This window comes from Microbacterium sp. NPDC058269 (genome assembly GCF_042881445.1).
GTDB lineage: Bacteria > Actinomycetota > Actinomycetes > Actinomycetales > Microbacteriaceae > Microbacterium.
On sequence record NZ_JBHVXT010000001.1, the window covers coordinates 1,384,779 to 1,408,186 of the forward strand.

The following is a 23,408-nucleotide window of genomic DNA, read 5'->3' on the forward strand; positions in this document are numbered from 1 at the left end:
TCAGTCCTTTCGGGAAGGGACGACGAAACCGTGTGCGGTCAGGTCGTAACGGAAGTGGTCGTGCGGACGGACGTCGTCGACGCCGCCGGTGGTCCAGGGGTTGCAGCGGAGGATGCGCCATGCCGAGAGCGCTGCTCCCTTCACTGCACCGTGCTGCTGCACCGCACCTACAGCGTAGGCGGAACAGCTGGGGTAGTACGCACAGACATCTCCATACATCGGGGAGATGACTTTGCGATACGCAGTGAGGAATCCCAGCACGAGATTCCGCGGGATGACGGGGATGCTGCGCGCCAGGTCCCGGGGGTGCAGATGCGCCGACCCTACCGACGAAGCGGGAAGAGCGGTCATGCCGACACCGCATCGGACGCCGGCGCCAGTCTGCTCAGGCAGCGGTCGACGTCGGCTCGAAGCTCCGCGAACGATGCGGTGGCAGACGCAGGAAGGGCACGGATGACGACATCCGTGCCCTCGGGAACACGCGGGAGCGCCTCCGCGCACACGGCTTTGAGCCGACGACGCACGGTATTGCGCACCACAGCGGTGCCTACCTGCTTGCTGATGATGAATCCGAACCTTGCGGCTCTGCTCTCGCCCGTCATCAGCATCGAGGTGATGACGCGCGCCCCGCCACAACGGGAACCACGACGAACGACCAGACGATAGTCGCTGCCGCGGGTCAGCCGATACGGGCGGGCGAGCACAGCGGACTACGCAGAGAGCTCGGTGCGGCCCTTCGCGCGGCGGGCAGCGAGGATGCCACGGCCGGCACGCGTACGCATGCGGGCGCGGAAGCCGTGCTTCTTGGCGCGACGACGGTTGTTGGGCTGGAAGGTGCGCTTGCTCATGGAATCACTCCGGGAATGCTGCCACCGGGTTCACTTCGACCGGAGACATGGGGTACTGCCAAAAATGGCATAAGTCAACCAAGTAAGGGTACGTCTTACCGGCGCACAGAGCAAATCTGCGCGCTCACGTGGTTGTCTCCCCGTACGAACCGCACAGCCATTATCCACAACCCTGGCACGCACGGCAGGTGCAACACGCGCGCGTGTTTTCAAGGGCAGGTTGCCGTTCACAGCCGGGATGACTACCGTGGCATCCTAAGTTATCCACAGGGGACACGGCACGTCGACCCCGCCTCGATCACTCGTCCGGAGCGTCATGTCATCACCTGCCCAGCCCGATGTTCCCATCTGGACCACGGTGCAGGAGCTTCTGGTCGACGACGATCGAGTCACTCCTCAGCTGCAGGGCTTCCTGAGTCTGGCTGTCCCCGCCGGCGTCATGTCGGCGACCCTCTACCTCGAGGTGCCGAACGACCTCACCGCAGCACAGATCAACAAGAGGCTGCGCCTGCCGATCATGGAGGCGCTCTCCCACATCGGCGAAGAGGTCACGTCCTACCGCGTCGTGGTGAATCACGAACTGGCGGAGCAGCAGACGGCACCGATCGCCGTCGGCGACTTCGGCAGGCACGAGCAGGTCCGTGTCGAATCCCCCATGGAGCAGCCGACCCAGCTTCGCCACGAATCACGCCTGAACCCGAAGTACACCTTCGACAACTTCGTCATCGGGCAGTCGAACCGCTTCGCACACGCCGCAGCGGTCGCCGTCGCCGAAGCCCCGGCCAAGGCGTACAACCCCTTGTTCATCTACGGCGACTCCGGACTCGGGAAGACGCACCTCCTCCACGCGATCGGCGACTACGCGCAGTCCCTCTATGCAGGGGTGAAGGTCCGCTACGTCTCGAGTGAGGAGTTCACGAACGACTTCATCAACTCGATCGCGAACAACCGCGGCGCCGCGTTCCAGGCGCGGTACCGCGACGTCGACATCCTCCTGATCGATGACATCCAGTTCCTGCAGGGACGGGCCGAGACGCAGGAAGCCTTCTTCCACACCTTCAACACACTGCACGACCACAACAAGCAGGTCGTGATCACCAGCGACGTCGCACCGAAGCACCTCACCGGCTTCGAGGATCGGATGAGGAGCCGCTTCGAGTGGGGCCTGATCACCGATGTGCAGGCGCCCGACCTCGAGACGCGTATCGCGATCCTCCGTAAGAAGGCGCAGAGCGAGGCACTCCACATTCCCGACGAGGTGCTCGAGTACATCGCGACCGTGGTGTCGTCGAACATCCGCGAGCTGGAAGGCGCCCTCATCCGGGTGTCGGCGTTCGCCAGCCTGAACCGCTCCGCTCTCGACATCTCCTTGGCGCAGACCGTGCTCCGCGACATCATCGACACGGCCGAGGACAACATCATCTCGCCGACCGACATCATCACGGCCACCGCGCAGTACTTCAAACTCACGGTCGATGACCTCTACGGCTCCAGTCGTTCGCAGCAGATCGCCACGGCCCGCCAGATCGCCATGTACCTGTGTCGTGAGCGGACCAGCCTCTCACTTCCGAAGATCGGGCAGCTGTTCGGCAACCGCGACCACACGACGGTCATGTACGCGTACAAGAAGATCAGCGAGCTCATGAAGGAGCGTCGCTCCATCTACAACCAGGTCACCGAGATCACGACGCAGCTCGGCCGACGCTGACACGCCGCGTCTCCGAGAAAAGGGGAGGCCGGTACCTGATCGGGTGCCGGCCTCCCCTTTTTTGTCACCCGGACAGGGATTCTGATCGTCGGATAGATGCCTCTATGCACATGTGGATAACTTGTGGATGATCGTGGATTCGGTAGGGACGAATGTGGGCGGATCGACCAAACCTGTGGATAACTCTGGGAGGGCGCTCCTCGACCCACATGCCCGTAACCCGCGGATTCCTCAGGGTTTCCACAACTGACAACTGTGTAGTTCCCTACTCGCTCTTGCTATCCACCGACTTATCCACAGTATCCACAGCTGTTAACACCGTTAAGGAGTTAAGTCATTCAAGGCGCGATCCGATCACCAGACGGTGGGAAGAACCGATCGACCGAATGACAGGAACTCCGGCGTAGGGATACGCCGGAGTGTGGGGCTAGCATGGGAAGCCCTGCACCGGCAGGGCCGACGACAACGCGTCACAGTTCGACGACAAGGGAGCACCCGTGAGGTTTCAGGTCAACCGCGATGTCTTCAGCGAGGCTGTCTCGTTCGTCGTCAAGCTTCTGCCGCAGCGCAATCCACAGCCGATCCTGGCCGGAGTCCTGATCGAAGCCGACGGTTCCGGCCTGACGCTCTCGGCCTTCGACTATGAAGCCTCCGCGCGGACCACCATCGAGGCCACGGTCGACACACCCGGCACGATCCTGGTCCACGGCCGGCTTCTTTCCGACATCGCCAGCCGCCTCCCGAATGCGCCGATCGAGATCGCGGTCGAGGAAGACGGCGGCATCGCCGTCACGTGCGGCTCCGCCCGATTCACGCTCGCCGCCATGCCCGTCGAGGAATACCCGTCGATCCCCGAGGTCACCGGCTCGTCGGGCGTGGTCCCCGCCGACGACTTCGGCACCGCGATCGCACAGGTCGGATTCGCCGCGTCCCGCGATGATGTGACCCCTGTCCTCACCGGTGTGCAGCTCGAGGTCTCCGGCCACAACCTGAGCCTGGTCGCCACCGACCGCTACCGCGTCTCGCTCCGCGACGTTCCCTGGGATGGCGAAGCCGTCGAAGCCACCGCGCTGGTCCCCGCCCGCACCCTGCTCGAAGTCGGTAAGACCTTCGGGCACGCAGGCACGATCCAGGTGGCCTTCTCCGGAGCGGGTGACCGCGAGATCATCGCCTTCACCGCCGGCAACAAGACCGTCACTTCTCTCCTGATCAAGGGCAATTTCCCTCCTGTTCGCCGCCTGTTCCCCGAGCAGACGGACCACTACGCGGTGGTCAACACCGCCGACCTCGTCGAAGCAGTGCGTCGCGTATCCCTCGTTCTGGATCGTGCCGCTCCCCTGCGTTTCACGTTCTCGAACGACAGCGTCACGATGGACGCTTCCGGTGGAGACCACGCACGCGCATCCGAGTCGGTCGATGCCATCCTGTCCGGCGGCGACGAGGTCACGCTCGGTCTGAACCCGCAGTACCTGATCGAAGCTCTCGGCGCCGTCAAGAGCGAGTTCGTCCGCGTGACGTTCACCTCGAGCGACAACGCCAACAAGCTCAGCCCGGTTCTCATCACGAGCCAGACCTCGGTGGACCAGGCCGGCCTCGACTCGTTCAAGTACCTGCTCCAGCCGAACCTCCTCCTGCGCTGATCGGAAAGAGCGCACGCAGTCGTCGAGCGCAGCGAGACGCTGCGGCACCTGCGCGTAGCGGTCCCGGAGCTCAGCCGGGCCACATGCTGCGCAACTCTCGCTGGTGGCGATGCTCCCGGAGCGAGCATCGGGAGGGGCCCGCGAAGCGGGAGGGTCCCCGCTCTGCGAGCGAAGGGTGTGTCGCCACCAGGGACCCACAAGATGCTGTCCGACCCCGAAGGTAGGCTGACACCGTGATTGTGGAGCACCTGAGTCTGGTCGATTTCCGCAATTACGCGACCGCTGAACTCACCCTCCACCGCGGCCCGAACGTCCTTGTCGGGCGGAACGGGCAGGGTAAGACGAATCTGGCCGAGGCCGTCGTCTTCCTCGCCACGCTCGGATCGCACCGGGTGTCCTCGGATGCGCCGATGGTTCGTGACGGGCAGGAGTTCGCGGTGATCCGCGCGCGACTCTCGCATGGCGAACGTCGAGTGCTCGCCGAGGTCCAGGTCAACAGGCAGGGATCGAACAAGGCCCGCATCAACGGCTCACCGTCGAAGCCGAACGAGCTCCCCCGCTACGTGCACGTCGTCCTGTTCGCACCGGAAGACTTGCAGATCGTTCGGGGTGATCCCTCGGCTCGACGCCGCTTCACCGATCAGCTCCTCATCCAGCGCACACCGCGGCTGGCGTCTGTACTCGCCGACTACGATCGTGTTCTCAAGCAGCGCAATGCCCTGCTCAAGTCGGCGCGCGCTCGTGGCATCCGCGGCGAAGGTCTGAGCACGCTGGATGTGTGGGACGACAAGCTCGTCTCCCTCGGCTCGGAGATCATCACGGCTCGTCAGCGTCTGGCGGCAGATCTGCAGCAGCCGGTCGCCGATGCCTATGAGGCGATCGCCGGCGCCGATCATCGCCCGCAGCTGGAGTGGGCGCTCTCGGTCGGAGGCGGCGATCCCGAAGAGGGCGAAGACGGAGCAGAGGATGTCGAGGCGGGTCCCTCTGCCGACAGGTTCAGTGATCCGGCGCGTATCGCCGACCTGTTCCGTTCCTCTCTCGCGGCGAAGCGATCGAAGGAACTCGATCGCGGGCTGACCCTCACCGGTCCGCACCGTGACGACCTCGTGCTGCGGGTTCGCGACCTTCCGGTGAAGGGGTACGCCTCTCACGGAGAATCGTGGTCGGTGGCGCTGTCCCTCCGGTTGGCCTCGGCCGAACTGCTGCGCAGCGAATCTCCCGCGGGCGACCCCGTGCTGATCCTCGACGACGTGTTCGCCGAGCTCGACGCCGATCGCCGTCAGCGCCTCGCCGCTCTGACAGCGGGGTACGAGCAGGTGGTGGTCACCGCGGCGGTGGAGGAGGATATTCCCGAGGTGCTGCACGCCCACGTGGTGCGGATCAGTGCCGGAACCATCAGCGACGAGCGGGAGGCGGCGGATGACTGACGCGGCATCGACCCCCGCGGCCGCCACTGCGGCGGCCGAGGTTCCGGAGACCGTGGGCACCTACCTGCGGCTTCGGGGTCTGCAGCCGAGCTCCAAGAGTTGGAAGCGCAAGCGTCGCATCACCACCGACGACGACAACGCGCCGTTCACTCCGGGCCGGGATCCCGGTGCCCTCGGAGCCGTGCTCGACAAGCTGAGCCGCGACTCGGGCTGGCAGATCACCCTGGCACGGGAAGACCTCGTTCGCCAGTGGGCCGACCTCGCCGGCGCCGATACGGCCAAGCACTCCGAGCCGGTGTCTCTGGAGCGCGGGCTGCTCACCGTCAAGTGCGACTCGACGGCGTGGGCGAAGAACCTGCAGTTCATGCGGGCGACGATTCTCACCGAGATCGGCCGACGGTATCCGGATGCGGGTGTCGAGAACCTCCGCTTCATCGGACCGGACGTTCCCTCGTGGAAATGGGGTCCCAGAGCCGTTCCAGGACGGGGCCCGCGCGATACCTACGGGTAGGGCACCACGCGAGGGGGTCGAAAGGCTCAGAGGCCCACACACGGCCGTTGAGCGGCATTTCCCGATGAAACTCCGCTAGAATGGGAGTTCGTGATATCGATGTGGAGAATGCCCTCTGATGACGCCTGAATCCCCTGCTGACGAGACGGAATCGAACACCGGGGGAACCCCCGCAACCGAGGGCACCATTGCACCCAAGGCGAAGCAGCCCGGTGAGTACGGTGCGGATTCGATCCAGATCCTCGAAGGCCTCGAGGCTGTGCGCAAGCGCCCCGGTATGTACATCGGGTCCACCGGTCCTCGAGGTCTCCACCACCTGGTCTACGAGATCGTCGACAACTCGGTCGATGAGGCACTGGCCGGCTACGCCGACACGATCTTCGTCACGATGCTCGCCGATGGCGGCGTGCGCGTCGTCGACAACGGTCGAGGCATCCCGGTCGACCCGCACTCGTCCGACCCGAACAAGTCGACGGTCGAGGTCGTGCTCACGATCCTGCACGCCGGCGGAAAGTTCGGTGGCGGCGCCTACGCCGTCTCCGGTGGTCTGCACGGTGTCGGATCCTCGGTCGTGAACGCGCTGTCGACGCGCTTCGATGTCGAGGTGAAGCAGAAGGGGTTCGTCTGGCGGCACAGTTTCGCCGACGGCGGCATCCCGCAGCAGAAGCTCGAGAAGGGCGAGGCGACCGAAGACACCGGAACCAGCATCACGTTCTGGCCGGACGCGTCGATCTTCACCGAGACCATCGAGTTCGAGTACGACACGCTCCGCACGCGTTTCCAGCAGATGGCGTTCCTCAACAAGGGACTCCGTATCGAGCTGCGCGACGAGCGGGAGTCCTCCGCCTATGAGGTCGAGGAAGACGGGGCGACCGTCACCAAGCAGCCGGGTGACGTGTTCTTCTACGAGCGCGGACTCGTCGACTACGTCGAGTACCTCAACAAGGTGCGTCACGCCGAGGTCGTCAACGACGAGATCATCGCTTTCGAGTCGGAAGACACCGAGCGCAAGATCTCGCTCGAGGTCGCGATGCAGTGGACCACGTCGTACACCGAGAACGTGTTCACCTACGCCAACACGATCAACACCCACGAGGGTGGAACGCACGAAGAGGGGTTCCGCGCGGCGCTGACCACGCTGGTCAACAAGTACGCCCGTGCGAACAACCTCCTCAAGGAGAAGGATGACAACCTCTCCGGCGACGACGTGCGCGAGGGCCTGACGGCTGTCATCTCGATCAAGCTCGGAGAACCGCAGTTCGAAGGCCAGACCAAGACCAAGCTCGGCAACACCGAGGCGAAGGCGTTCGTGCAGAAGGTCGTCGGCGATCAGCTCGGCGACTGGTTCGAGCGCAATCCGAACCAGGCGAAGAACGTCATCCGCAAGGCGATCGATGCCGCGACCGCTCGTCTGGCCGCCCGCAAGGCCCGTGAGACCGCTCGTCGCAAGAGCGTCTTCGAGTCGGCGGCCATGCCCGACAAGCTCAAAGACTGCACCAGCAAGGACCCGTCGATCAGCGAGATCTTCCTGGTGGAGGGTGACTCGGCCGGTGGCTCCGCGGTGCAGGGTCGCGACCCGCACACGCAGGCGATCCTCGCGCTGCGCGGCAAGATCCTCAACGTCGAGCGCGCGCGTCTCGACAAGGCCCTGGGCAACAAGGAAGTCCAGGCGATGATCCAGGCCTTCGGCACGGGCATCGGCGAAGAATTCGACATCGAGAAGGCGCGATATCACAAGATCGTGTTGATGGCCGATGCCGACGTCGACGGCCAGCACATCACCACGCTGCTGTTGACGCTCCTCTTCCGCTACATGCGCGGGCTCATCGAGGCCGGCTTCGTCTACCTCGCGATGCCGCCGCTGTACCGGCTGAAGTGGTCGAACTCGGCTCACGAGTACGTGTTCAGCGACGCCGAGCGCGATGCCCTGCTCAAGCACGGCATCGAGAACGGCAAGCGCATCCCGAAGGACGCCGGTATCCAGCGCTACAAGGGTCTCGGTGAGATGAACCCCAAGGAGCTGTGGGAGACGACGATGGATCACACCACGCGTACTCTGCAGCAGATCACCATCGAGGACGCCGCCGCGGCCGACGAGATCTTCAGCGTCCTGATGGGCGAGGACGTCGAGTCCCGACGCAGCTTCATCCAGCGCAACGCCAAGGACGTCCGCTTCCTCGACATCTGACGCCCGCGGGCTCAGACCAGATGTGTGACAGAGAGATTGATTCATGACTGACGAAGAACGCACCGAGCCGGAACACGATCACGGCAAGATCGATCAGGTCGACCTGCAGTCGGAGATGCAGCGCAGCTACCTCGACTACGCGATGGCCGTCATCGTGGGGCGTGCCCTCCCCGATGTGCGCGATGGCCTCAAGCCCGTGCACCGCCGTGTCATCTACGGCATGTACGACGGCGGCTTCCGCCCCGACAAGTCGTTCTCCAAGTGCGCCCGTGTGGTGGGCGAGGTCATGGGCCAGTACCACCCGCACGGCGACTCGGCGATCTACGACGCCCTCGTGCGACTGGTGCAGCCGTGGTCGCTGCGGTATCCGTTGGCTCTCGGCCAGGGCAACTTCGGCTCTCCGGGCAACATGGGTGCCGCGGCCCCGCGATACACCGAGACGAAGATGGCCCCACTCGCGCTCGAGATGGTGCGCGACATCGAAGAAGACACCGTCGACTTCACGGACAACTACGACGGCCAGACGCAGGAGCCGACGGTCCTCCCGGCCCGTTTCCCGAACCTTCTCGTCAACGGTTCGGTCGGCATCGCGGTCGGCATGGCCACGAACATCCCGCCGCACAACCTGCGCGAGGTGTCCGACGCCGCTCTCTGGGCTCTCGACAACCCCGGCATCTCCCGCGAGGAGCTGCTCGAGGGTCTGATCCAGCGCGTTCCCGGCCCGGATTTCCCGACCGGCGCGCAGATCCTCGGCACCAAGGGCATCCACGAGGCGTACCGCACCGGCCGCGGCTCGATCACGATGCGCGCGGTCGTCAACGTCGAGGAGATCCAGGGTCGCACCTGCCTCGTCATCACCGAACTGCCGTACCAGGTGAACCCCGACAACGTGGCGGTGAAGATCGGCGACCTCGCCCGTGACGGCAAGATCACCGGAATCGCCGACATCCGCGACGAGTCATCGGACCGCACGGGCCAGCGTCTCGTCGTCGTGCTCAAGCGCGACGCGGTCGCGAAGGTCGTGCTGAACAACCTGTACAAGCACACCCAGCTGCAGGAGAACTTCGGCGCGAACATGCTCGCGATCGTCGACGGCGTGCCGCGCACCCTCGCGATCGACGGGTTCATCACGCACTGGATCTCGCACCAGATCGACGTCATCGTCCGGCGCACGGAATTCCGTCTGCGTGAAGCCGAGAAGCGCATGCACATCCTGCGCGGATACCTGAAGGCGCTCGACGCCCTCGACGAGGTCATCGCGCTCATCCGTCGGTCCCAGACCACGGCGGACGCGAACGAGGGACTCCAGAAGCTCCTCGATATCGACGACATCCAGGCCGACGCGATCCTGCAGATGCAGCTGCGCCGCCTCGCCGCACTCGAGCGTCAGCGCATCATCGACCAGGCCAACGAACTCGAAGCCCAGATCACCGACTACAAGTCGATCCTGGCCGACGAGGGTCGTCAGCGCACGATCATCCGCGAAGAGCTGACCGGCATCGTCGACCGCTTCGGAGACGAGCGTCGCACGCACATCCTGCACGGCTTCGACGGCGACGTCTCGATGGAAGACCTCATCGCCGAAGAGGAGATGGTCGTCACCGTCACGCGTGAGGGCTACATCAAGCGCACACGCAGCGACAACTACCGCTCCCAGCACCGCGGAGGCAAGGGCGTCAAGGGAGCGCAGCTGCGCGCGAACGACATCGTCGAGCACTTCTTCGTGACGACGACACACCACTGGCTGCTGTTCTTCACCGACAAGGGTCGCGTCTACCGCGCGAAGACCTACGAGGTGCCCGAGGCCGGTCGCGACGCGAAGGGCATGCACGTCGCGAACCTGCTCGCCCTGCAGCCGGACGAGAGCATCGCCCAGGTGCTCGACATCCGCGACTACCAGGTCGCCGACTACCTGGTGCTGGCGACGCGTGAGGGCTTGGTCAAGAAGACGCGACTCGAGGCATACGACACCAACCGTCAGGGCGGCGTCATCGCGATCCGGCTGAACGAGGAAGACGAGCTCGTCAGCGCGCTGCTCGTGAACGCCGAGGACGACATCCTCCTCATCAGCCGTCGCGGCATGTCGGTGCGCTTCGAGGCGACCGATGAGGCCCTGCGTCCGATGGGCCGTGCCACGGCCGGTGTTCGAGGCATGAAGTTCAAGATCGACGAGGACTGCCTGCTCTCGGCTTCCGTCGCGGCGCCCGGCAAATTCGTCTTCGTCGTCACCGACGGCGGGTACGCGAAGCGCACCGCGGTGGAGGAATACCGCGTGCAGGGACGCGGCGGAACAGGCATCAAGGTCGCCAAGCTCAACGACGATCGGGGCACTCTCGCGGGTGGTCTGATCGTCTCCGAGGACGACGAGGTCTTGGTGGTTCTCTCCAGCGGCAAGGTGGTACGCTCTGCCGTGGCCGAGGTCCCCGCCAAGGGTCGCGACACCATGGGAGTGGTGTTCGCCCGCACGACGGAGGCCGACCGCATCCTCGCGATCGCTCGTAACGGTGAGCGCGGCCTCACCGAAGACGAGGCGGATGCGGAGGATGCCGAGACCCAGGCCCCCGAGACGACACAGACCCCTGAGGATACAGACGCATGAGCACAGTGGCCGACAAGCTGGCGAAGAAGTCGACCCGCAAGACCAGCGGCAAGCAGGTACGCCTCCGACTGGTCTACGTGGACTTCTGGTCGGCCGTGAAGCTCTCGTTCCTCGGAGCGGTGGCGCTGGCGGTCGTCACCATGGTCTCGTTCTTCCTCATCTTCCTGGTGTTCCAGGCGACGGGGATCATGACCACGGCGGAGAGCTTCCTGCTCGGCATCACGGACAACACCTTCGTGCTCTCCGAGGTCGTCGGTCTTCCGCAGGTGATGGCGTTCGCGGCCGTGGTCGCGATCCTGAACCTCATCGTCTTCACGGTGCTCGGCGCCGTGGTCGCCGGAATCTACAACCTCGCGGTGAAGGTGACGGGCGGACTGCTCGTCGGCTTCATGTCGAACTGATCCTCGGAACGGATTCACGGAGGGCGGATGCTGCGGCATCCGCCCTCCGTCGTTCCTCGACGCGTGGTCGCTAGACGACGCCCGTGGTGCCGAGCAGTGTGCCGATGAGCCAGGTCGCAGCCAGAGCGAGTCCACCCCCGATGACCAGGCGGATGGATGCGCGCACCGGTGCCGAACCTCCGATCCTCGCCGACAGTGTCCCCGTCACAGCCAGCGCGAGAAGGACGGCGACGAAGGTCACGGGAACGCGCCATTCCGGCGGGGGGAGCAGGATGGCGAGCAACGGCAGCAGTGCGCCGAGGGTGAACGCGATCGCCGACGACATCGCCGCGTGCCAGGGATTCACGAGGTCGTTCTGATCGATGCCGAGCTCGACCTCCAGGTGCGCGGCGAGGGCGTCGTGCGCGGTGAGCTCTTCTGCGACCTGACGGGCGGTCTCGTCGGAGAGCCCGCGGTCGCGGTACAGCTGAGTGAGCTCGTCGAGCTCCACTGCCGGCATCGTGCGGAGCTCTTCGCTCTCCTTCGCGATCAGAGCACGCTCACTGTCGCGCTGGCTGCTCACCGAGACGTACTCGCCGAGCGCCATGGAGATCGCCCCGCCGACGAGGCCCGCGATTCCTGCGGTGAGGAGTGCGGCGTTGTCCGTCGTCGCGCCCGCGACCCCGACCACGAGAGAGGCGACCGAGACGATGCCGTCATTCGCTCCGAGCACTCCCGCTCGCAGCCAGTTCAGTCGCTGACCGAGGCCGGTGCCGTGCGGTTCACCTTCGTGGGCTCTCATGTCCCCAGTGAAGCAGAAGGGCACCCGCGACGCGGGAAGTGCGGGGCAGGCATATTACGGAAAACCCGAATCGGAGTGTCCGGTTGACTCGGTGTCGCCCTCTCCCGGCCCGCCGTACCTTGGAACCATGACCACTCAGACTGCGACCCCGGCTCCCGCAACGGCGGTGAAACCGCCGTTGCGCATCTTCCTCACGATCCTGCATCTGGCAGGCGTCGGTGCCCTCGGCGGCGCCATCCTCGGAATACTCGGCGGACTCCTCGGCACCGGCCTCGGACTCATCCTGGCCGCGGGCATCGGCGTCGTCCTGCTCGTGGGCCTGGTCTACGCGCTGTACGGGCTGGGGTGGTTCGAGGTGGCCCGCGTCGGCGCGCTCTACCGCACGCCGATCGCACCGCTGCGCGCACAACCACGCGACCGTCCCGGCTTCGTGGGCTGGTTGCGTTCGCTCGGGCGTCAGGCGATCGACGGGCGCATGTGGCGGGCGATCGCCAACTTCGCGATCGCCGCCGTTCTCGGCGCCATCGTGCTCCGTCTCTTCTGGGGCCTCGTGTGGTCGATCATCATCGCCTTCGCCCCGCTCACCGCTGCAGACGCCGTGATCGGACCCTTCGGCGGCACGGGCATCCCCGTCTCATGGGCGCCGCTCGTCGGCATCCTGGGCATCGGCGCTTGCGTCGTCGGGACGATCGGTCTGGCTCTGCTGCACCGGACCATCGCGCTCGCGATCGTGATCCGTCCGAAGGAGACCGAGCTCACCGAGCGCGTGCGCACCTCGACGGCGCAGCGGGAAGGTGCCGTGCGGGCCGCAGACGTGGAGCGCACACGCATCGAGCGGGACCTGCACGACGGGGTTCAGCCGCGACTCGTCTCGGTGGGCATGACCCTCGGACTCGCGCAGCAGAAGATCGACAACGATCCGGAGGCCGCGAAGGAGCTCATCAACGAGGCGCACACCTCGACGAAGGCGGCCATCACCGAACTGCGTCAGCTCGCACGCGGCATCCACGCCTCTGTGCTCGACGACCGCGGTCTCGACGCCGCTCTGTCGGCACTGGCCGGACGCTCGCACATCCCCGTGCACCTCGATGTGCGCATGGACGGCCGATGCAGTCGCGAGGCCGAGGCCGCCGTGTACTTCTCCATCGCCGAGTCTCTGACCAACGCGGCGAAGCACTCGAGGGCTAGTGAAGCTCGAGTGATCGTACGGCTCCGCGAGGGCAACACGCTCTGGGCGCGGGTCGAGGACAACGGCATCGGAGGAGCGCAGGTGCAGCCGGGCGGCGGTCTCGACGGGATCGCGAACCGCATCCTCGCCGCCGGGGGAACCTTCCGCCTCGACAGTCCGCAGGGCGGACCGACCAGCCTGGAGGTGAACGTACCGTGCGCATCCTGATCTGCGAGGACTCGGTCCTCCTGCGCGAGGGTCTGGTCCGTCTGCTCGAAGACGCGGGCCACGACGTGGTCGCCGCGCTCCCCGACATCGAAGGTCTCGATCAGGCCGTCGCCACCACGGCTCCCGACCTCTGCATCCTGGATGTCCGCCTCCCGCCGACGTTCACCGACGAAGGCATCCGTGCGGCGCTCGGTCTGCGCTCGACGCATCCGTCGCTCGCGATCCTCGTGCTCTCGCAGTACGTCGAGGAGCGATACGCGTCGGATCTGATCGCCGCGCAAGGTGGTCCTCTCGGCTACCTGCTCAAAGACCGTGTCGCCGATGTCTCGGAGTTCCTCGCCTCCGTGCAGCGGATCTCCGAGGGCGCTACCGTGCTCGACCCCGAGGTCGTCGCGCAGCTGCTGACGCGGCGCAACCGTGACGACCGGATGCTCCGGCTCACCGAGCGCGAGCGCACCGTGCTCGCCCTGATCGCCGAGGGCAAGTCGAACCAGGCGATCGCCGGCCTCCTGTTCCTCTCGGAGGCCAGTGTCGAGAAGCACATCACCTCCATCTTCCAGAAGCTGGGCTTCGAGCAGGACGAGTCGGGAAACCGCCGCGTGCTCGCCGCCCTCGCCCACATCGAGAACACCGGTGGCCCGACGCCGCCGACCGGCCAGACAGGAGTGGCACGATGACCACCGACAACAACGGCGTTCCGGGAGAGCACACCCCGCTCTCACCGCCGCCTGCTTCCCCTCCCGCTTCTTCGCCGCTGCAGCAGCCGATCGCTCAGGCGGTGCCCGTCGCGCAGGCCTCGACGAACCCTCCGTCCCCTGCTCCTCCCGGTGATCGCTCGTCCGGCGCGACGGCGGTGCTGATCGTGACTGCCGTGGTCGGCGGGATCGCGCTGCTCGGAACCGGTGGCGCGGCTGCAGCGGCTGCTGCGGGGAACATCATGTCGTCGAGCCGCCCCGACTCCGTGCAGACGATGGGTGTGGAGGGGGTCGAAGGACTCGACATCGACGCCGACGCGAGCAGCATGCGGGTCGAGTTCGGCGACGTCGACGAGGCCGAGCTCGCCATCACGAACGGCCGAGGCACCGCGTGGACGTTCGAGCGCGACGGTGATGAGCTGGTCGTGCGCAGTCCGCAGGGTGTGTTCGGGTGGTGGTTCGGCAACTGGTTCGGTGACGAGGAGATCGCCGTGCTCACCCTTCCGGAGAAGCTGCGTGGCGCCGAGCTCGATGCGGACATGACGCTCGATGCCGGCAGTCTCGATGTGGTCGGAGACTTCGGCGCCCTCGACATCACCGTCAATGCGGGTGCGCTCGATCTCGAAGGGGCGGCGAGAGAACTCGATGTGCAGATGAGTGCCGGCCGCGCCGACGTCCTGCTCGACGGTATCGCCACCGCCGACCTCGGTGTATCCGCAGGGAAGCTGACGGTCGAGCTGACCGGCACCCCTCCGACGCAGACCGCGATCAGCGTGAGTGCCGGATCGCTCGATCTGACCGTTCCCGATGTCGCGTACGCGATCACTCAGGACACCAGTGCAGGCACCCTGAACACCGTTGTCGACGAGGATTCGAATGCACGGAGGACAATCGACGTATCGCTCTCGGCAGGATCCGCGACCATCCGACCGAGCCGCTGAACACGGTCGAGGGGGAGGACACTCCCGAGTGCTCCCCCTCGATTCGGATTTTCCGTGTTTCTCCGGTAAAGTCTTGGAGGTTGACGGGGCTATAGCTCAGGCGGTTAGAGCGCTTCACTGATAATGAAGAGGTCCCAGGTTCAAGTCCTGGTAGCCCCACTCCTTAACTCAAGAAAATCCCTCACGGGGCCTTAGCTCAGTTGGTAGAGCGCCTGCTTTGCAAGCAGGATGTCAGGAGTTCGAATCTCCTAGGCTCCACAGGATCGAGAAGCCCCCGGCACCTGCCGGGGGCTTCTTCTTTTCTCGGCGGCGGACCGCCCACGAATCGGTGCTCAGGCGAGATCGATCTCGTAGTGGATCATGCCCGATCGGGAGGCGACGCGATCGTAGAGTCCGCGCGCGGTGGCGTTCGACTCCGCCGTGAGCCAATAGAGCTTCGACGACCCGTGCTGTTCCGCCCATGCGCGCACGTGGGCGATCAACGCGCGGCCGACTCCGCCGCCACGCACGTTCGGGGCGACGAACAGGTCTTCCAGGTAGCAGTAGTCGGTGATCGTCCACGTTCCCGGGTGTGTCAGCCAGTGGACGATGCCCACTGCGGCACCGCTCTTGTCGCGCGCGATCGCTCCACGGATGCCGGAACCGGGGTCGACGAGCCTTCTGAAGGTCGCCGCAGTGGTGGCGTCGTCGAGATCGGTCTCGTAGAAGGACAGGTATCCCCTCCACAGGGCGTCCCACTCGGCGCGGTCATCGGCAGTGATCGGTGCGATCGTCGTCATGACTCGAGGGTAGCGACCGGGGGCCGGACATCACTCGACGGGACGAAGGGTCCGCAGGATCGTGGCGTGCCGGACGAGGAAGGTGCGCTCGTCGAGCTTCTTGCGACGCAGCCAGCCCGTCACCTCGTCGTTGTGCTTGCTCGCATTGCAGGAGGCGCACGCCGGGACGACGTTCTCGAGCGTGTAGCGGCCACCACGCGACACGGGTTGGATGCAATCGCGCTGCAGAGCGGCACCGTCGCCGCCGCAGTATGCGCAGCCACCCCAGGCATCCATGAGGTCGTACCACTGCTCGTCGGTGAGGTCGTTGTCGACGCGGGCGAGCCGGTTCTGTCGGCGCTTGGCGTAGCGCGCACGGGTCGCCGGCGACGCGTTGGCGGAGGAGACCTTGCGGCGGCGGCGCATGGGCCGATGGTATCGCGGGGAATCCTCGGCGGCTGTCAGTCCTGGCCGACCGAGGCCAGCTCATGCGGTGCGACGTTCACCCGCTCGCCACCGTCGGCCGTCACGACCACGATGTCTTCGATGCGGGCACCCCATTCGCCGGCGAAGTAGATCCCGGGCTCGATGCTGAACGCCATGCCCTCGCGCAGCACCAGGTCGTTGCCCGGAGCGATGTAGGGCTCCTCGTGCACCGAGACGCCGATGCCATGACCCGTCCGGTGCAGGAAGGCCTCCCCGAGCCCTGCATCAGCGAGCACGGTTCGCGCCGCGGCATCCACCTCGGCCGCGGTTGCGCCCGGTCGCACGGCATCGACCGCCGCCTGCTGCGCTCGCACCAGCACGGCGATGCGCTCGGCCGCTGCGGGGTCGGGGGTGCCGATGACGTAGGTCCTGGTGCTGTCCGAGTTGTAACCGCTCGGCACCGCGCCGCCGATGTCGACCACGACCACATCGCCCTCTTCGATCACGCGGTCCGAGACCTCGTGGTGGGGGTCGGCGCCGTTGGGGCCCGAACCGACGATCACGAACTCGACCGTGCGGTGGCCTTCGGTGACGATGGCCTCGGCGATGTCGGCAGCCACCTCACGCTCGGTACGCCCGGCCCGAAGCCACTCGTGCACACGGTGGTGCACGGCGTCGATCGCGTCTCCGGCGCGACGCAGTTCGGCGATCTCCTCGGCGTCCTTGATCATGCGTCCTTCCCGCAGCACCGGTGTCGCGAGCTCCAGGCGCACGCCCAGTCGCTCGCCGATCGGGATGACATGCAAGGCGGGGAGGGCATCGGAGACGCCGACGCGCGACACGGTGCCGACGGCGGTGGTGACCAGCGCGTACGGGTCTTCCCCGTCCACCCAGTCGGCGACCGCGAGCCCGAGTCCGCCGACGGCGGTGGTGCGCACCTTCGCGAGTTCCATCCGCGGCACCACGACGGTAGCGGTGATATCGGGACCGATCACCAGGGCGGTGAGGCGCTCGATGGTGTCGCCCTCGACGCCCACCAGGTACTGCAGGTCGGGACCCGGGCCGACGATGATGGCGTCGAGCCCGGCCTCGGCGGCGAGAGATGCGGCGCGATCGAGACGGGCGGCGTACACGGAGGCGGGGAAGGGCAGTGTGCTCACGCGCTCAACGCTACTGCGCGCGCGCCCAGGGGGCATCCGTGTTCTGCGGATGCCCCGGCGACGGCGGTGCGGTCCGGTCGATACGGCCCCACCGTCCTTCTGCGCAGCGCTCAGCTGATCGCGACGCGGATGCGCGCGGCGAGGAACTCCAGGTCGGCCTTCGTGAGGTCGGTCACCGCGTACGCGGTCGGCCAGACCGTGCCATCGTCGAGGTTCGAGATGGGCTCGAAGCCGAACGTGCCGTAGCGCACCTTGAACTTGCTCGCCGGCTGGAAGAAGCAGAGCACCTTTCCGTCGCGACCCCACGCCGGCATCCCGTAGTAGGTGCGCGGCACGAGCTCCGGGGCGACCTCGGAGACCAGGGCGTGCAGCTTGTTCGACAGGGCCTGGTCCTCGGGGGTGAGCTTCTCGATGGCCTCCTTGATGTCGGCCTCCCCCGCGGCCCGAAGCTCCTCCGGCGACTTCTTCGCACGGGAGCGCCGTGTGCGCGCTTCCTTCGCTGCGGCCTGCATGGCCTCGCGTTCCTCGGCGCTGAAGTTCTTCTCTTTCTCGGCCATGATCGGTCCTCTCGACGTGCTTCCGGTGTGGAGATCACACTACGGATGCCGGACGCCGATGTGCTTCTCGATTCGTGATCGATCTGCGTAGCGGCGCTCCCGGCTGACAGACTGACGCCATGACGACTGTCTTCACCGGCCGTATCCGTCCGCTCGTGCCGAGTATCGACATCGAAGTCGAAGCCATGGTTGTGGACGACGGCGTGATCGTGGACATCGGGTCAGCGGACGACGTCCGCAGCAGCCACCCCGATGCCGACGTGGTCTCGCTCGACGGGTGGGTGATGCCCGGACTGATCGAGCCGCACGGACACCCCGGCTTCGCGGCGATCCTGCTGTCCGATCTGGTCGTCGACCTTCGTCCTGTGGTCGTCCCCCGGGCTGAGGGAGTACTCGCCGTCCTGCGCACGGCGATCGCGGACGCTGGAGGGGAAGCCGTCTTCGCGAACGGATGGGACTCGCTGCTGCAACGCGGACTTCCCGATCCCGACATCCATTTCCTCGATGGACTCGCCGGCGCCGTTCCTCTGGTCGTGCTCCACAACTCCGGGCACTCCGTCTACTTCAACACCGCGGCCGCGCGTGCCGCAGGCATCGACCGCAGCACACCCGATCCGACCGGGGCTTCGTTCGGTCGGGATGCGGAGGGGGAACTGACCGGTGTCGCACTCGAGGCGGCCGCCGTCGAGATGGTCGTCGCCCCGATGCTCGCGAAGGCGCAGCAGCATCTCCCCCGAATCCTTCCTGCACACCTGCGCGATCTGGCTTCTCGCGGCATCACCACCGTGTCCGACCTGTCGTGGAATCCCGGACTCAACCCGCTCATCGAGGCCCTTCGCGCCCAGGGTTCGATGCCCGTGCGGCTGCGGTGGTACGAGATGTCACGTCCGGGCGGTAGACCGGCGGCGCGAGGCGACCAGGATCCGTTGTTCCGCCAGACGGGTGTGAAGACGTGGTCGGACGGTTCGCCCTGGGTAGGAAACATCGCGACGTCGTTCCCCTATCTCGACACACCGGCGACCCGTGGGCTTGGGCTCGAGCCGAACCACATCGGGCACGCGAACTACACGCCGGACGAGCTGTCGGCCATCGCCGAGCCCTATGCCGCTGCGGGCTGGCAGTTGGCCTGCCATGCGCACGGCGACTCCGCGATCGACGCGACCCTCGACGTCTACGCGCAGATCATCGCGCGACACGGTCTCACCGATCACCGGTTCCGGGTGGAGCACTGCGGTGCGATGACGCCGGCGCAGTTCGAACGCGCGGCGTCGCTGGGGGTCACCGTGAGCCTGTTCGTCGACCACATCACATACTGGGGTGAGGTTCTCGTCGATGACCTCTTCGGCCCGGAGCACGGCGGCGCCTGGGCGGATGCCGGGGCCGCGTTCGCGGCCGGACACCGCGCGACGTTCCACAACGACGGGTGGGTCACTCCGAACGAACCCTTCCGCAACATGGCCGTGGCCGAGACGCGCATCACTCGCAACGGATACCGGATGCCGGGCGGCGCGGCGGTCGGGAGGGAGCAGGCGCTCCTGGCGCACACGGCCAACGCGGCCTGGCAGCTCTTCAGTGATCACGAGGTGGGTGCCCTCGCACCCGGACTCCTCGCCGACTTCATCGTCATGGACCGCGACCCCGTCACGGTCTCGTCCGAGGAGCTCGCGGAGACGCTCGTGAAGGCCACTTACGTGGGTGGTATCCGAGTGCTCTGACGCGCGGTCATCGACTGCCATCGCCGACGGATAGTGTGTGATCCATGGACCTGCGGGTAGCGGCGTACGCGGTCGTCACCGATGACGACGGGCGGCTGCTGTTGGCGCGCTGGACCGAAGGTCGCCGCGTGGCCTGGACGATGCCGGGAGGCGGACTCGAGGCGGGCGAGTCACCGGAGGATGCCGTGCGGCGTGAGCTTCGCGAAGAGACCGGCTACACCGTCAAGGTGGGTGAGCTCCTCGGCATCCACTCCCGCGTCATCCCTGCGGGCCGTCGCGTGCAGAAGGCTGCTGAGCCTCTGCACACGCTGCGCATCCTCTATCGCGCCGAGGTCACGGGCGGCAAGCTGCGCTTCGAGACCGGCGGTTCGACGGACATGGCCGAGTGGTTCCCGCTGAAGTCGGTCGCGGAGCTGCAGCGCGTGAAACTGGTCGATATCGCGCTGAGGATGGCCGGTATCCTCTGAAGCGGACGACCCGGCTCGCTCCCGCGGATCAGTGTTCTTCGGGAACCGAGATGTCGGCGACCGTGGCGCCGTAGGCCGCGATCAGATCGTCGGCTTCGACGAACAGGCTGTATCCGTGAGCCCCCGCACCCATGGCGATGCGCTGACCGACGATCGACTCGTCGGCGTAGATCGGCCAATCGGTGCTGCTGCCGATCGGCACGATGGTGCCTCGTTCGTACCCGGTCGCCGCGAGCGCGAGCGCGGGCTCCGGCAGTCGCAGCTTGTTGACGCCGACCAGAGCGCGCAGCTTCGGCCAGGAGATCGAGCGGCCGCCGGGCACGAGCGCGAACAGGAAGGTGTCGTCCGACCGCTTCACGACGAGGGTCTTCACGATGCCTGAGGCGGGGATGCCGAGCAGCTCGGCCGCCTCGAAGAGGCTGCCGGCGGCCGGGCGCTCGCGAATCTCGATGTCGAGCCCGCGAGCAGCGGCAGCCTCCCGCACCCGCACATGCTGATCGCCCCCGCCACCAGAGGCGACGGAGGCGGGATCAGACGGGTTCACGCGTCGGGTGCGGCGAGCGGGTCGTCCGCGACCCAGAGCTCATCGTCGGCACGCAGCGCCTGCCAGGCGGCGTAGAGAACGCCGACGGCCGCAGCGGCACCGAGGATGATCGCGATGACCGAACCGAGGCCCGGGCCCGACTTCTGCGGCTTGGTGGCTTTGCGTACCTGCACGGCGACGCCGTGACGCTTGGCGTTCGCGACGTCCCAGGCGGTGAGAGCCGAACCGACCACTCCGCCCACGATCGGCACGAACTTGTCGTCGACGACGTGCTTGCCGAGCTTCACGCCACGGTCGACGACCGGGGCGACACGACGGTTGTACGTGTCCTGGATGACCGGCACGACCTGCTCACGATTGAGGTTGCCGAGCTGACGGCCGGCCTCACGGGCGACATCGGCGGCGTGACCGACGAGCACCTGCTGGTTCTCCCAGAGCTGGTTCGCGTCGTTCTGAAGACGACGCAGTTCCTTCTTCCGCTTGCGGCTGAGGCTCACGATGCTCTCCTGTCCATTGGAGTACGGGTTCCCCATCTTGCCACGAGAGGCTGGAAGCCGGGCGGGAATCGCCCGACCCTTGCTTCTTCGTCCGAACAGGGGTAGTCACCACGGCCAACTCACCGGAAGCTCTGCGAGAATGAGGGCATGGCTCACGCTTCTCATGTCGCAACCCTGCACACCAACCACGGTGACATCGTCATCAACCTCTTCGGTGATCACGCCCCGAAGACGGTCAAGAACTTCGTCGGCCTCGCCGACGGCACTCAGGAGTGGACCGATCCCGCCACCGGCAAGCCCGGCGAGGGACCCCTCTACAAGGACGTCATCTTCCACCGCATCATCCCGAACTTCATGATCCAGGGCGGCGATCCGCTCGGACAGGGCGTCGGCGGCCCCGGCTACAACTTCGACGACGAGATCAACATGGAGCTCAACTTCAACGAGCCCTACATCCTCGCCATGGCCAACGCCGGCCTCCGTCGCAACGCCATCACCGGCAAGCCCGAAGGCACCAACGGCTCGCAGTTCTTCATCACCACCGACCCGACGCCGTGGCTGCAGGGCAAGCACACGATCTTCGGCGAGGTCGCCGATGACGCTTCCAAGGCCGTCGTCGACGCGATCGGCGCTGTGCAGACCGGTGCGGGCGACCGTCCCGTCGAGCCGGTCGTGCTGCAGTCGATCGACATCGTCGCGGCCTGACGACAGCTGCGGCCGATCCGGATGACCACGCCTGAGTTCACGAGCAATCGCGACAACTTCTGCTACCGGCATCCGGATCGGCAGAGCTTCGTGCTCTGCCAGCGGTGCATGCGCACCATCTGCCCCGAGTGCCAGACCCAGGCGCCCGTCGGCGTCATCTGCCCCGAGTGCATGAACGCCGATCGCAAGAACCGCACGCCTGCACAGAAGAAGGCGGCGCGTCGGTGGGGCGGCGGAAGCGGCGCGACCATGGCGCTGGGGCGCGGCGGAAAGCCGGTCGTCACCTACGCGCTGCTCGCGGTCACGTCCTTCATCGGCTTGGTGCAGTTGATCCCCGGGTTCAACGGCCCGATCACGCAGGCGCTGGGCTTCTACGCGCCGTACCTGTACCCGAACCTCTTCGGAATCCCTTTCGAGCCCTGGCGCTTGCTGACCGCGCTCTTCGTCCACGGGGGGTTCGTCCACCTCGCGCTGAACATGCTCGCGCTGTGGATGCTGGGGCAGAGCCTCGAGCCCATGCTCGGCCGAGTCCGCTACCTCGCGCTATACCTGATCAGTGGCCTCGGCGGGTCGGTGATGGTCGCCATCCTCGCGCCCGGCACGTGGACCGTCGGAGCATCCGGCGCGATCTTCGGGCTCCTGGCATCGCTGCTGATCATCGGGCGGCACATCGGCGCGAACGTGACCGGGATCCTCGTCATCCTCGGTATCAACTTCGCCTTCGGCTTCTTCGCCGGGGGAATCTCCTGGCAGGCGCACCTGGGCGGTGCCATCGTCGGCGCCCTCGTCGCCCTCATCCTGGTCAAGACGAAGCGCCGAGACCAGCGAACCTGGCAGATCGTGCTGCTCTCCGCATTGGTCGTCCTGTTGATCGTTGTGGTGGCGTTCGTGCCGCCGCTCATTCTTTTGTCCTGATCCCGAGTTGTTAACAGGGTTGTTAACCCCTGTGAATAACACCGGTGTAATTCTCCCCAGGCTGTGGACAGGGCTGTGGATAACTTTCGCTCTTGCTGACCTGTGGGACGGGCGTGCGTGGATTTCCTTCGCTCGCAGAGCGGGTTCCCTCCCGCTTCGCGGGCCCCTCCCGATGCTCGGCTCCGGAAATCCACGCACGCCCTCACGTGAGTCCTCTTCGCTCCTGACATGAGAAAGGCCCTCTCGCATCGCGAGAGGGCCTTTCTGGAAGAAGCGGTGAGGCGTCAGCGCCAGCGGGTGGTCATCAGGAAGCCGATCAGCGCGATGCCGAGCCCGATCGCCAGGTTCCAGTTGGAGAGACCCGGGATCGGGTACTGCATACCGGAGATGTAGAAGACCAGGATCCAGACGAGACCCAGGAGCATGAAGCCGATCATCACCGGCTTGAACCACACGGCGTTGGGAGCGGCGTCGCCTTCGGCGCGCTCGACGGCGGGTTCTTCAGTCTTGCGGTCACGTGCCATTCCGT

The 23,408-nt window shown here is 66.2% G+C and carries 25 protein-coding genes and 2 tRNA genes; 16 read left to right on the forward strand and 11 right to left on the reverse strand.

What is annotated here, in order from left to right; translation table 11 throughout:
- The 3 genes from yidD to rpmH are packed head-to-tail and all read right to left on the reverse strand — an operon-like array spanning window position 1 to window position 848.
- The gene (yidD, locus tag ACFVWL_RS06870; RefSeq protein WP_387180213.1) at window positions 1-351 is read right to left on the reverse strand and encodes a membrane protein insertion efficiency factor YidD; all 351 of its coding nucleotides are present in this window, start codon (window positions 349-351) and stop codon (window positions 1-3) included.
- Window positions 348-704, reverse strand: coding sequence for a ribonuclease P protein component (rnpA, locus tag ACFVWL_RS06875; RefSeq protein WP_387180215.1), 357 nt, complete (start codon window positions 702-704; stop codon window positions 348-350). Before rnpA ends, yidD begins: the two co-directional genes overlap by 4 nt.
- 6 nt (window positions 705-710) lie before the next feature.
- The gene (gene rpmH, locus ACFVWL_RS06880; RefSeq protein ID WP_013584598.1) at window positions 711-848 is read right to left on the reverse strand and encodes a 50S ribosomal protein L34; all 138 of its coding nucleotides are present in this window, start codon (window positions 846-848) and stop codon (window positions 711-713) included.
- Between the two features lie 439 nt (window positions 849-1,287).
- Here rpmH and dnaA point away from each other — a divergent pair, with 439 nt between their 5' ends.
- The 7 genes from dnaA to ACFVWL_RS06915 all read left to right on the forward strand — a co-directional run bounded on the left by dnaA (window position 1,288) and on the right by ACFVWL_RS06915 (window position 11,322).
- Window positions 1,288-2,556: a chromosomal replication initiator protein DnaA gene (gene dnaA / locus ACFVWL_RS06885; RefSeq protein WP_372446043.1), complete on the forward strand. Its 1,269-nt coding sequence runs from the start codon at window positions 1,288-1,290 to the stop codon at window positions 2,554-2,556.
- Between the two features lie 497 nt (window positions 2,557-3,053).
- Window positions 3,054-4,196, forward strand: a complete 1,143-nt coding sequence (gene dnaN, locus ACFVWL_RS06890; RefSeq protein WP_105668785.1) for a DNA polymerase III subunit beta — start codon at window positions 3,054-3,056, stop codon at window positions 4,194-4,196.
- Between the two features lie 233 nt (window positions 4,197-4,429).
- Window positions 4,430-5,623 carry a DNA replication/repair protein RecF gene (recF, locus tag ACFVWL_RS06895; RefSeq protein WP_387180219.1) on the forward strand — a complete coding sequence of 398 codons (1,194 nt, stop codon included), beginning with the start codon at window positions 4,430-4,432 and terminating at the stop codon, window positions 5,621-5,623.
- A complete protein-coding gene (locus ACFVWL_RS06900; protein ID WP_387180222.1) occupies window positions 5,616-6,134 on the forward strand; it encodes a DUF721 domain-containing protein in 519 nt (172 codons plus the stop codon). The genes recF and ACFVWL_RS06900 overlap by 8 nt, the downstream gene beginning before the upstream one ends.
- 118 nt (window positions 6,135-6,252) lie before the next feature.
- Window positions 6,253-8,322 (forward strand): DNA topoisomerase (ATP-hydrolyzing) subunit B, encoded by a 2,070-nt coding sequence (gene gyrB / locus ACFVWL_RS06905; protein WP_387180225.1) that lies wholly within the window; start codon window positions 6,253-6,255, stop codon window positions 8,320-8,322.
- Window positions 8,323-8,365: 43 nt separating this feature from the next.
- Window positions 8,366-10,921 (forward strand): DNA gyrase subunit A, encoded by a 2,556-nt coding sequence (gyrA, locus tag ACFVWL_RS06910; RefSeq protein WP_387180227.1) that lies wholly within the window; start codon window positions 8,366-8,368, stop codon window positions 10,919-10,921.
- Window positions 10,918-11,322, forward strand: a complete 405-nt coding sequence (locus tag ACFVWL_RS06915; protein ID WP_017829919.1) for a DUF3566 domain-containing protein — start codon at window positions 10,918-10,920, stop codon at window positions 11,320-11,322. The genes gyrA and ACFVWL_RS06915 overlap by 4 nt, the downstream gene beginning before the upstream one ends.
- A 70-nt stretch (window positions 11,323-11,392) precedes the next feature.
- Here ACFVWL_RS06915 and ACFVWL_RS06920 read toward each other — a convergent pair whose 3' ends face one another.
- The gene (locus ACFVWL_RS06920) at window positions 11,393-12,103 is read right to left on the reverse strand and encodes a VIT family protein (protein WP_387180229.1); all 711 of its coding nucleotides are present in this window, start codon (window positions 12,101-12,103) and stop codon (window positions 11,393-11,395) included.
- Between the two features lie 127 nt (window positions 12,104-12,230).
- Here ACFVWL_RS06920 and ACFVWL_RS06925 point away from each other — a divergent pair, with 127 nt between their 5' ends.
- The 5 genes from ACFVWL_RS06925 to ACFVWL_RS06945 all read left to right on the forward strand — a co-directional run bounded on the left by ACFVWL_RS06925 (window position 12,231) and on the right by ACFVWL_RS06945 (window position 15,393).
- Window positions 12,231-13,499, forward strand: coding sequence for a sensor histidine kinase (locus tag ACFVWL_RS06925; RefSeq protein WP_387180232.1), 1,269 nt, complete (start codon window positions 12,231-12,233; stop codon window positions 13,497-13,499).
- A complete protein-coding gene (locus ACFVWL_RS06930) occupies window positions 13,487-14,176 on the forward strand; it encodes a LuxR C-terminal-related transcriptional regulator (RefSeq protein WP_387180234.1) in 690 nt (229 codons plus the stop codon). Before ACFVWL_RS06925 ends, ACFVWL_RS06930 begins: the two co-directional genes overlap by 13 nt.
- Window positions 14,173-15,135 (forward strand): hypothetical protein, encoded by a 963-nt coding sequence (locus ACFVWL_RS06935; RefSeq protein ID WP_387180237.1) that lies wholly within the window; start codon window positions 14,173-14,175, stop codon window positions 15,133-15,135. The genes ACFVWL_RS06930 and ACFVWL_RS06935 overlap by 4 nt, the downstream gene beginning before the upstream one ends.
- Before the next feature lie 85 nt (window positions 15,136-15,220).
- Window positions 15,221-15,294 (forward strand) — tRNA-Ile (locus ACFVWL_RS06940).
- Between the two features lie 26 nt (window positions 15,295-15,320).
- Window positions 15,321-15,393, forward strand: a tRNA-Ala gene (locus ACFVWL_RS06945).
- A 74-nt stretch (window positions 15,394-15,467) separates the two neighbouring features.
- Here ACFVWL_RS06945 and ACFVWL_RS06950 read toward each other — a convergent pair.
- From ACFVWL_RS06950 to ACFVWL_RS06965, 4 genes are all read right to left on the reverse strand, one after another.
- Window positions 15,468-15,914: a GNAT family N-acetyltransferase gene (locus ACFVWL_RS06950; protein ID WP_387180239.1), complete on the reverse strand. Its 447-nt coding sequence runs from the start codon at window positions 15,912-15,914 to the stop codon at window positions 15,468-15,470.
- Between the two features lie 30 nt (window positions 15,915-15,944).
- Window positions 15,945-16,319 carry an HNH endonuclease gene (locus ACFVWL_RS06955; protein ID WP_387180241.1) on the reverse strand — a complete coding sequence of 125 codons (375 nt, stop codon included), beginning with the start codon at window positions 16,317-16,319 and terminating at the stop codon, window positions 15,945-15,947.
- 35 nt (window positions 16,320-16,354) lie between these two features.
- A complete protein-coding gene (locus ACFVWL_RS06960) occupies window positions 16,355-17,479 on the reverse strand; it encodes a M24 family metallopeptidase (RefSeq protein WP_387180244.1) in 1,125 nt (374 codons plus the stop codon).
- A 110-nt stretch (window positions 17,480-17,589) separates the two neighbouring features.
- Window positions 17,590-18,036 (reverse strand): hypothetical protein, encoded by a 447-nt coding sequence (locus ACFVWL_RS06965; RefSeq protein ID WP_387180246.1) that lies wholly within the window; start codon window positions 18,034-18,036, stop codon window positions 17,590-17,592.
- A gap of 119 nt (window positions 18,037-18,155) precedes the next feature.
- Here ACFVWL_RS06965 and ACFVWL_RS06970 point away from each other — a divergent pair, with 119 nt between their 5' ends.
- Together ACFVWL_RS06970 and ACFVWL_RS06975 are read left to right on the forward strand one after the other, a co-directional pair.
- Window positions 18,156-19,751: an amidohydrolase gene (locus ACFVWL_RS06970; RefSeq protein ID WP_387180248.1), complete on the forward strand. Its 1,596-nt coding sequence runs from the start codon at window positions 18,156-18,158 to the stop codon at window positions 19,749-19,751.
- A gap of 44 nt (window positions 19,752-19,795) precedes the next feature.
- On the forward strand, window positions 19,796-20,218 hold the full coding sequence (locus tag ACFVWL_RS06975) for an NUDIX hydrolase (RefSeq protein WP_387180251.1): 423 nt from the start codon (window positions 19,796-19,798) through the stop codon (window positions 20,216-20,218).
- A gap of 28 nt (window positions 20,219-20,246) precedes the next feature.
- Here ACFVWL_RS06975 and ACFVWL_RS06980 read toward each other — a convergent pair whose 3' ends face one another.
- Window positions 20,247-20,702 (reverse strand): aminoacyl-tRNA deacylase, encoded by a 456-nt coding sequence (locus tag ACFVWL_RS06980; RefSeq protein WP_387180253.1) that lies wholly within the window; start codon window positions 20,700-20,702, stop codon window positions 20,247-20,249.
- 56 nt (window positions 20,703-20,758) lie between these two features.
- Window positions 20,759-21,259, reverse strand: coding sequence for a DNA helicase (locus tag ACFVWL_RS06985; RefSeq protein WP_387180256.1), 501 nt, complete (start codon window positions 21,257-21,259; stop codon window positions 20,759-20,761).
- 147 nt (window positions 21,260-21,406) lie between these two features.
- Here ACFVWL_RS06985 and ACFVWL_RS06990 point away from each other — a divergent pair, with 147 nt between their 5' ends.
- Window positions 21,407-21,964: a peptidylprolyl isomerase gene (locus tag ACFVWL_RS06990; protein ID WP_021201367.1), complete on the forward strand. Its 558-nt coding sequence runs from the start codon at window positions 21,407-21,409 to the stop codon at window positions 21,962-21,964.
- A 21-nt stretch (window positions 21,965-21,985) separates the two neighbouring features.
- On the forward strand, window positions 21,986-22,879 hold the full coding sequence (locus tag ACFVWL_RS06995; protein ID WP_387180258.1) for a rhomboid family intramembrane serine protease: 894 nt from the start codon (window positions 21,986-21,988) through the stop codon (window positions 22,877-22,879).
- Window positions 22,880-23,163: 284 nt separating this feature from the next.
- On the opposite strand, the gene ACFVWL_RS07000 is transcribed toward ACFVWL_RS06995, so the two are convergent.
- Complete coding sequence (locus ACFVWL_RS07000; protein WP_045263578.1) at window positions 23,164-23,403, reverse strand: cell division protein CrgA; 240 nt, start codon at window positions 23,401-23,403, stop codon at window positions 23,164-23,166.
- Window positions 23,404-23,408 lie beyond the last annotated feature (5 nt).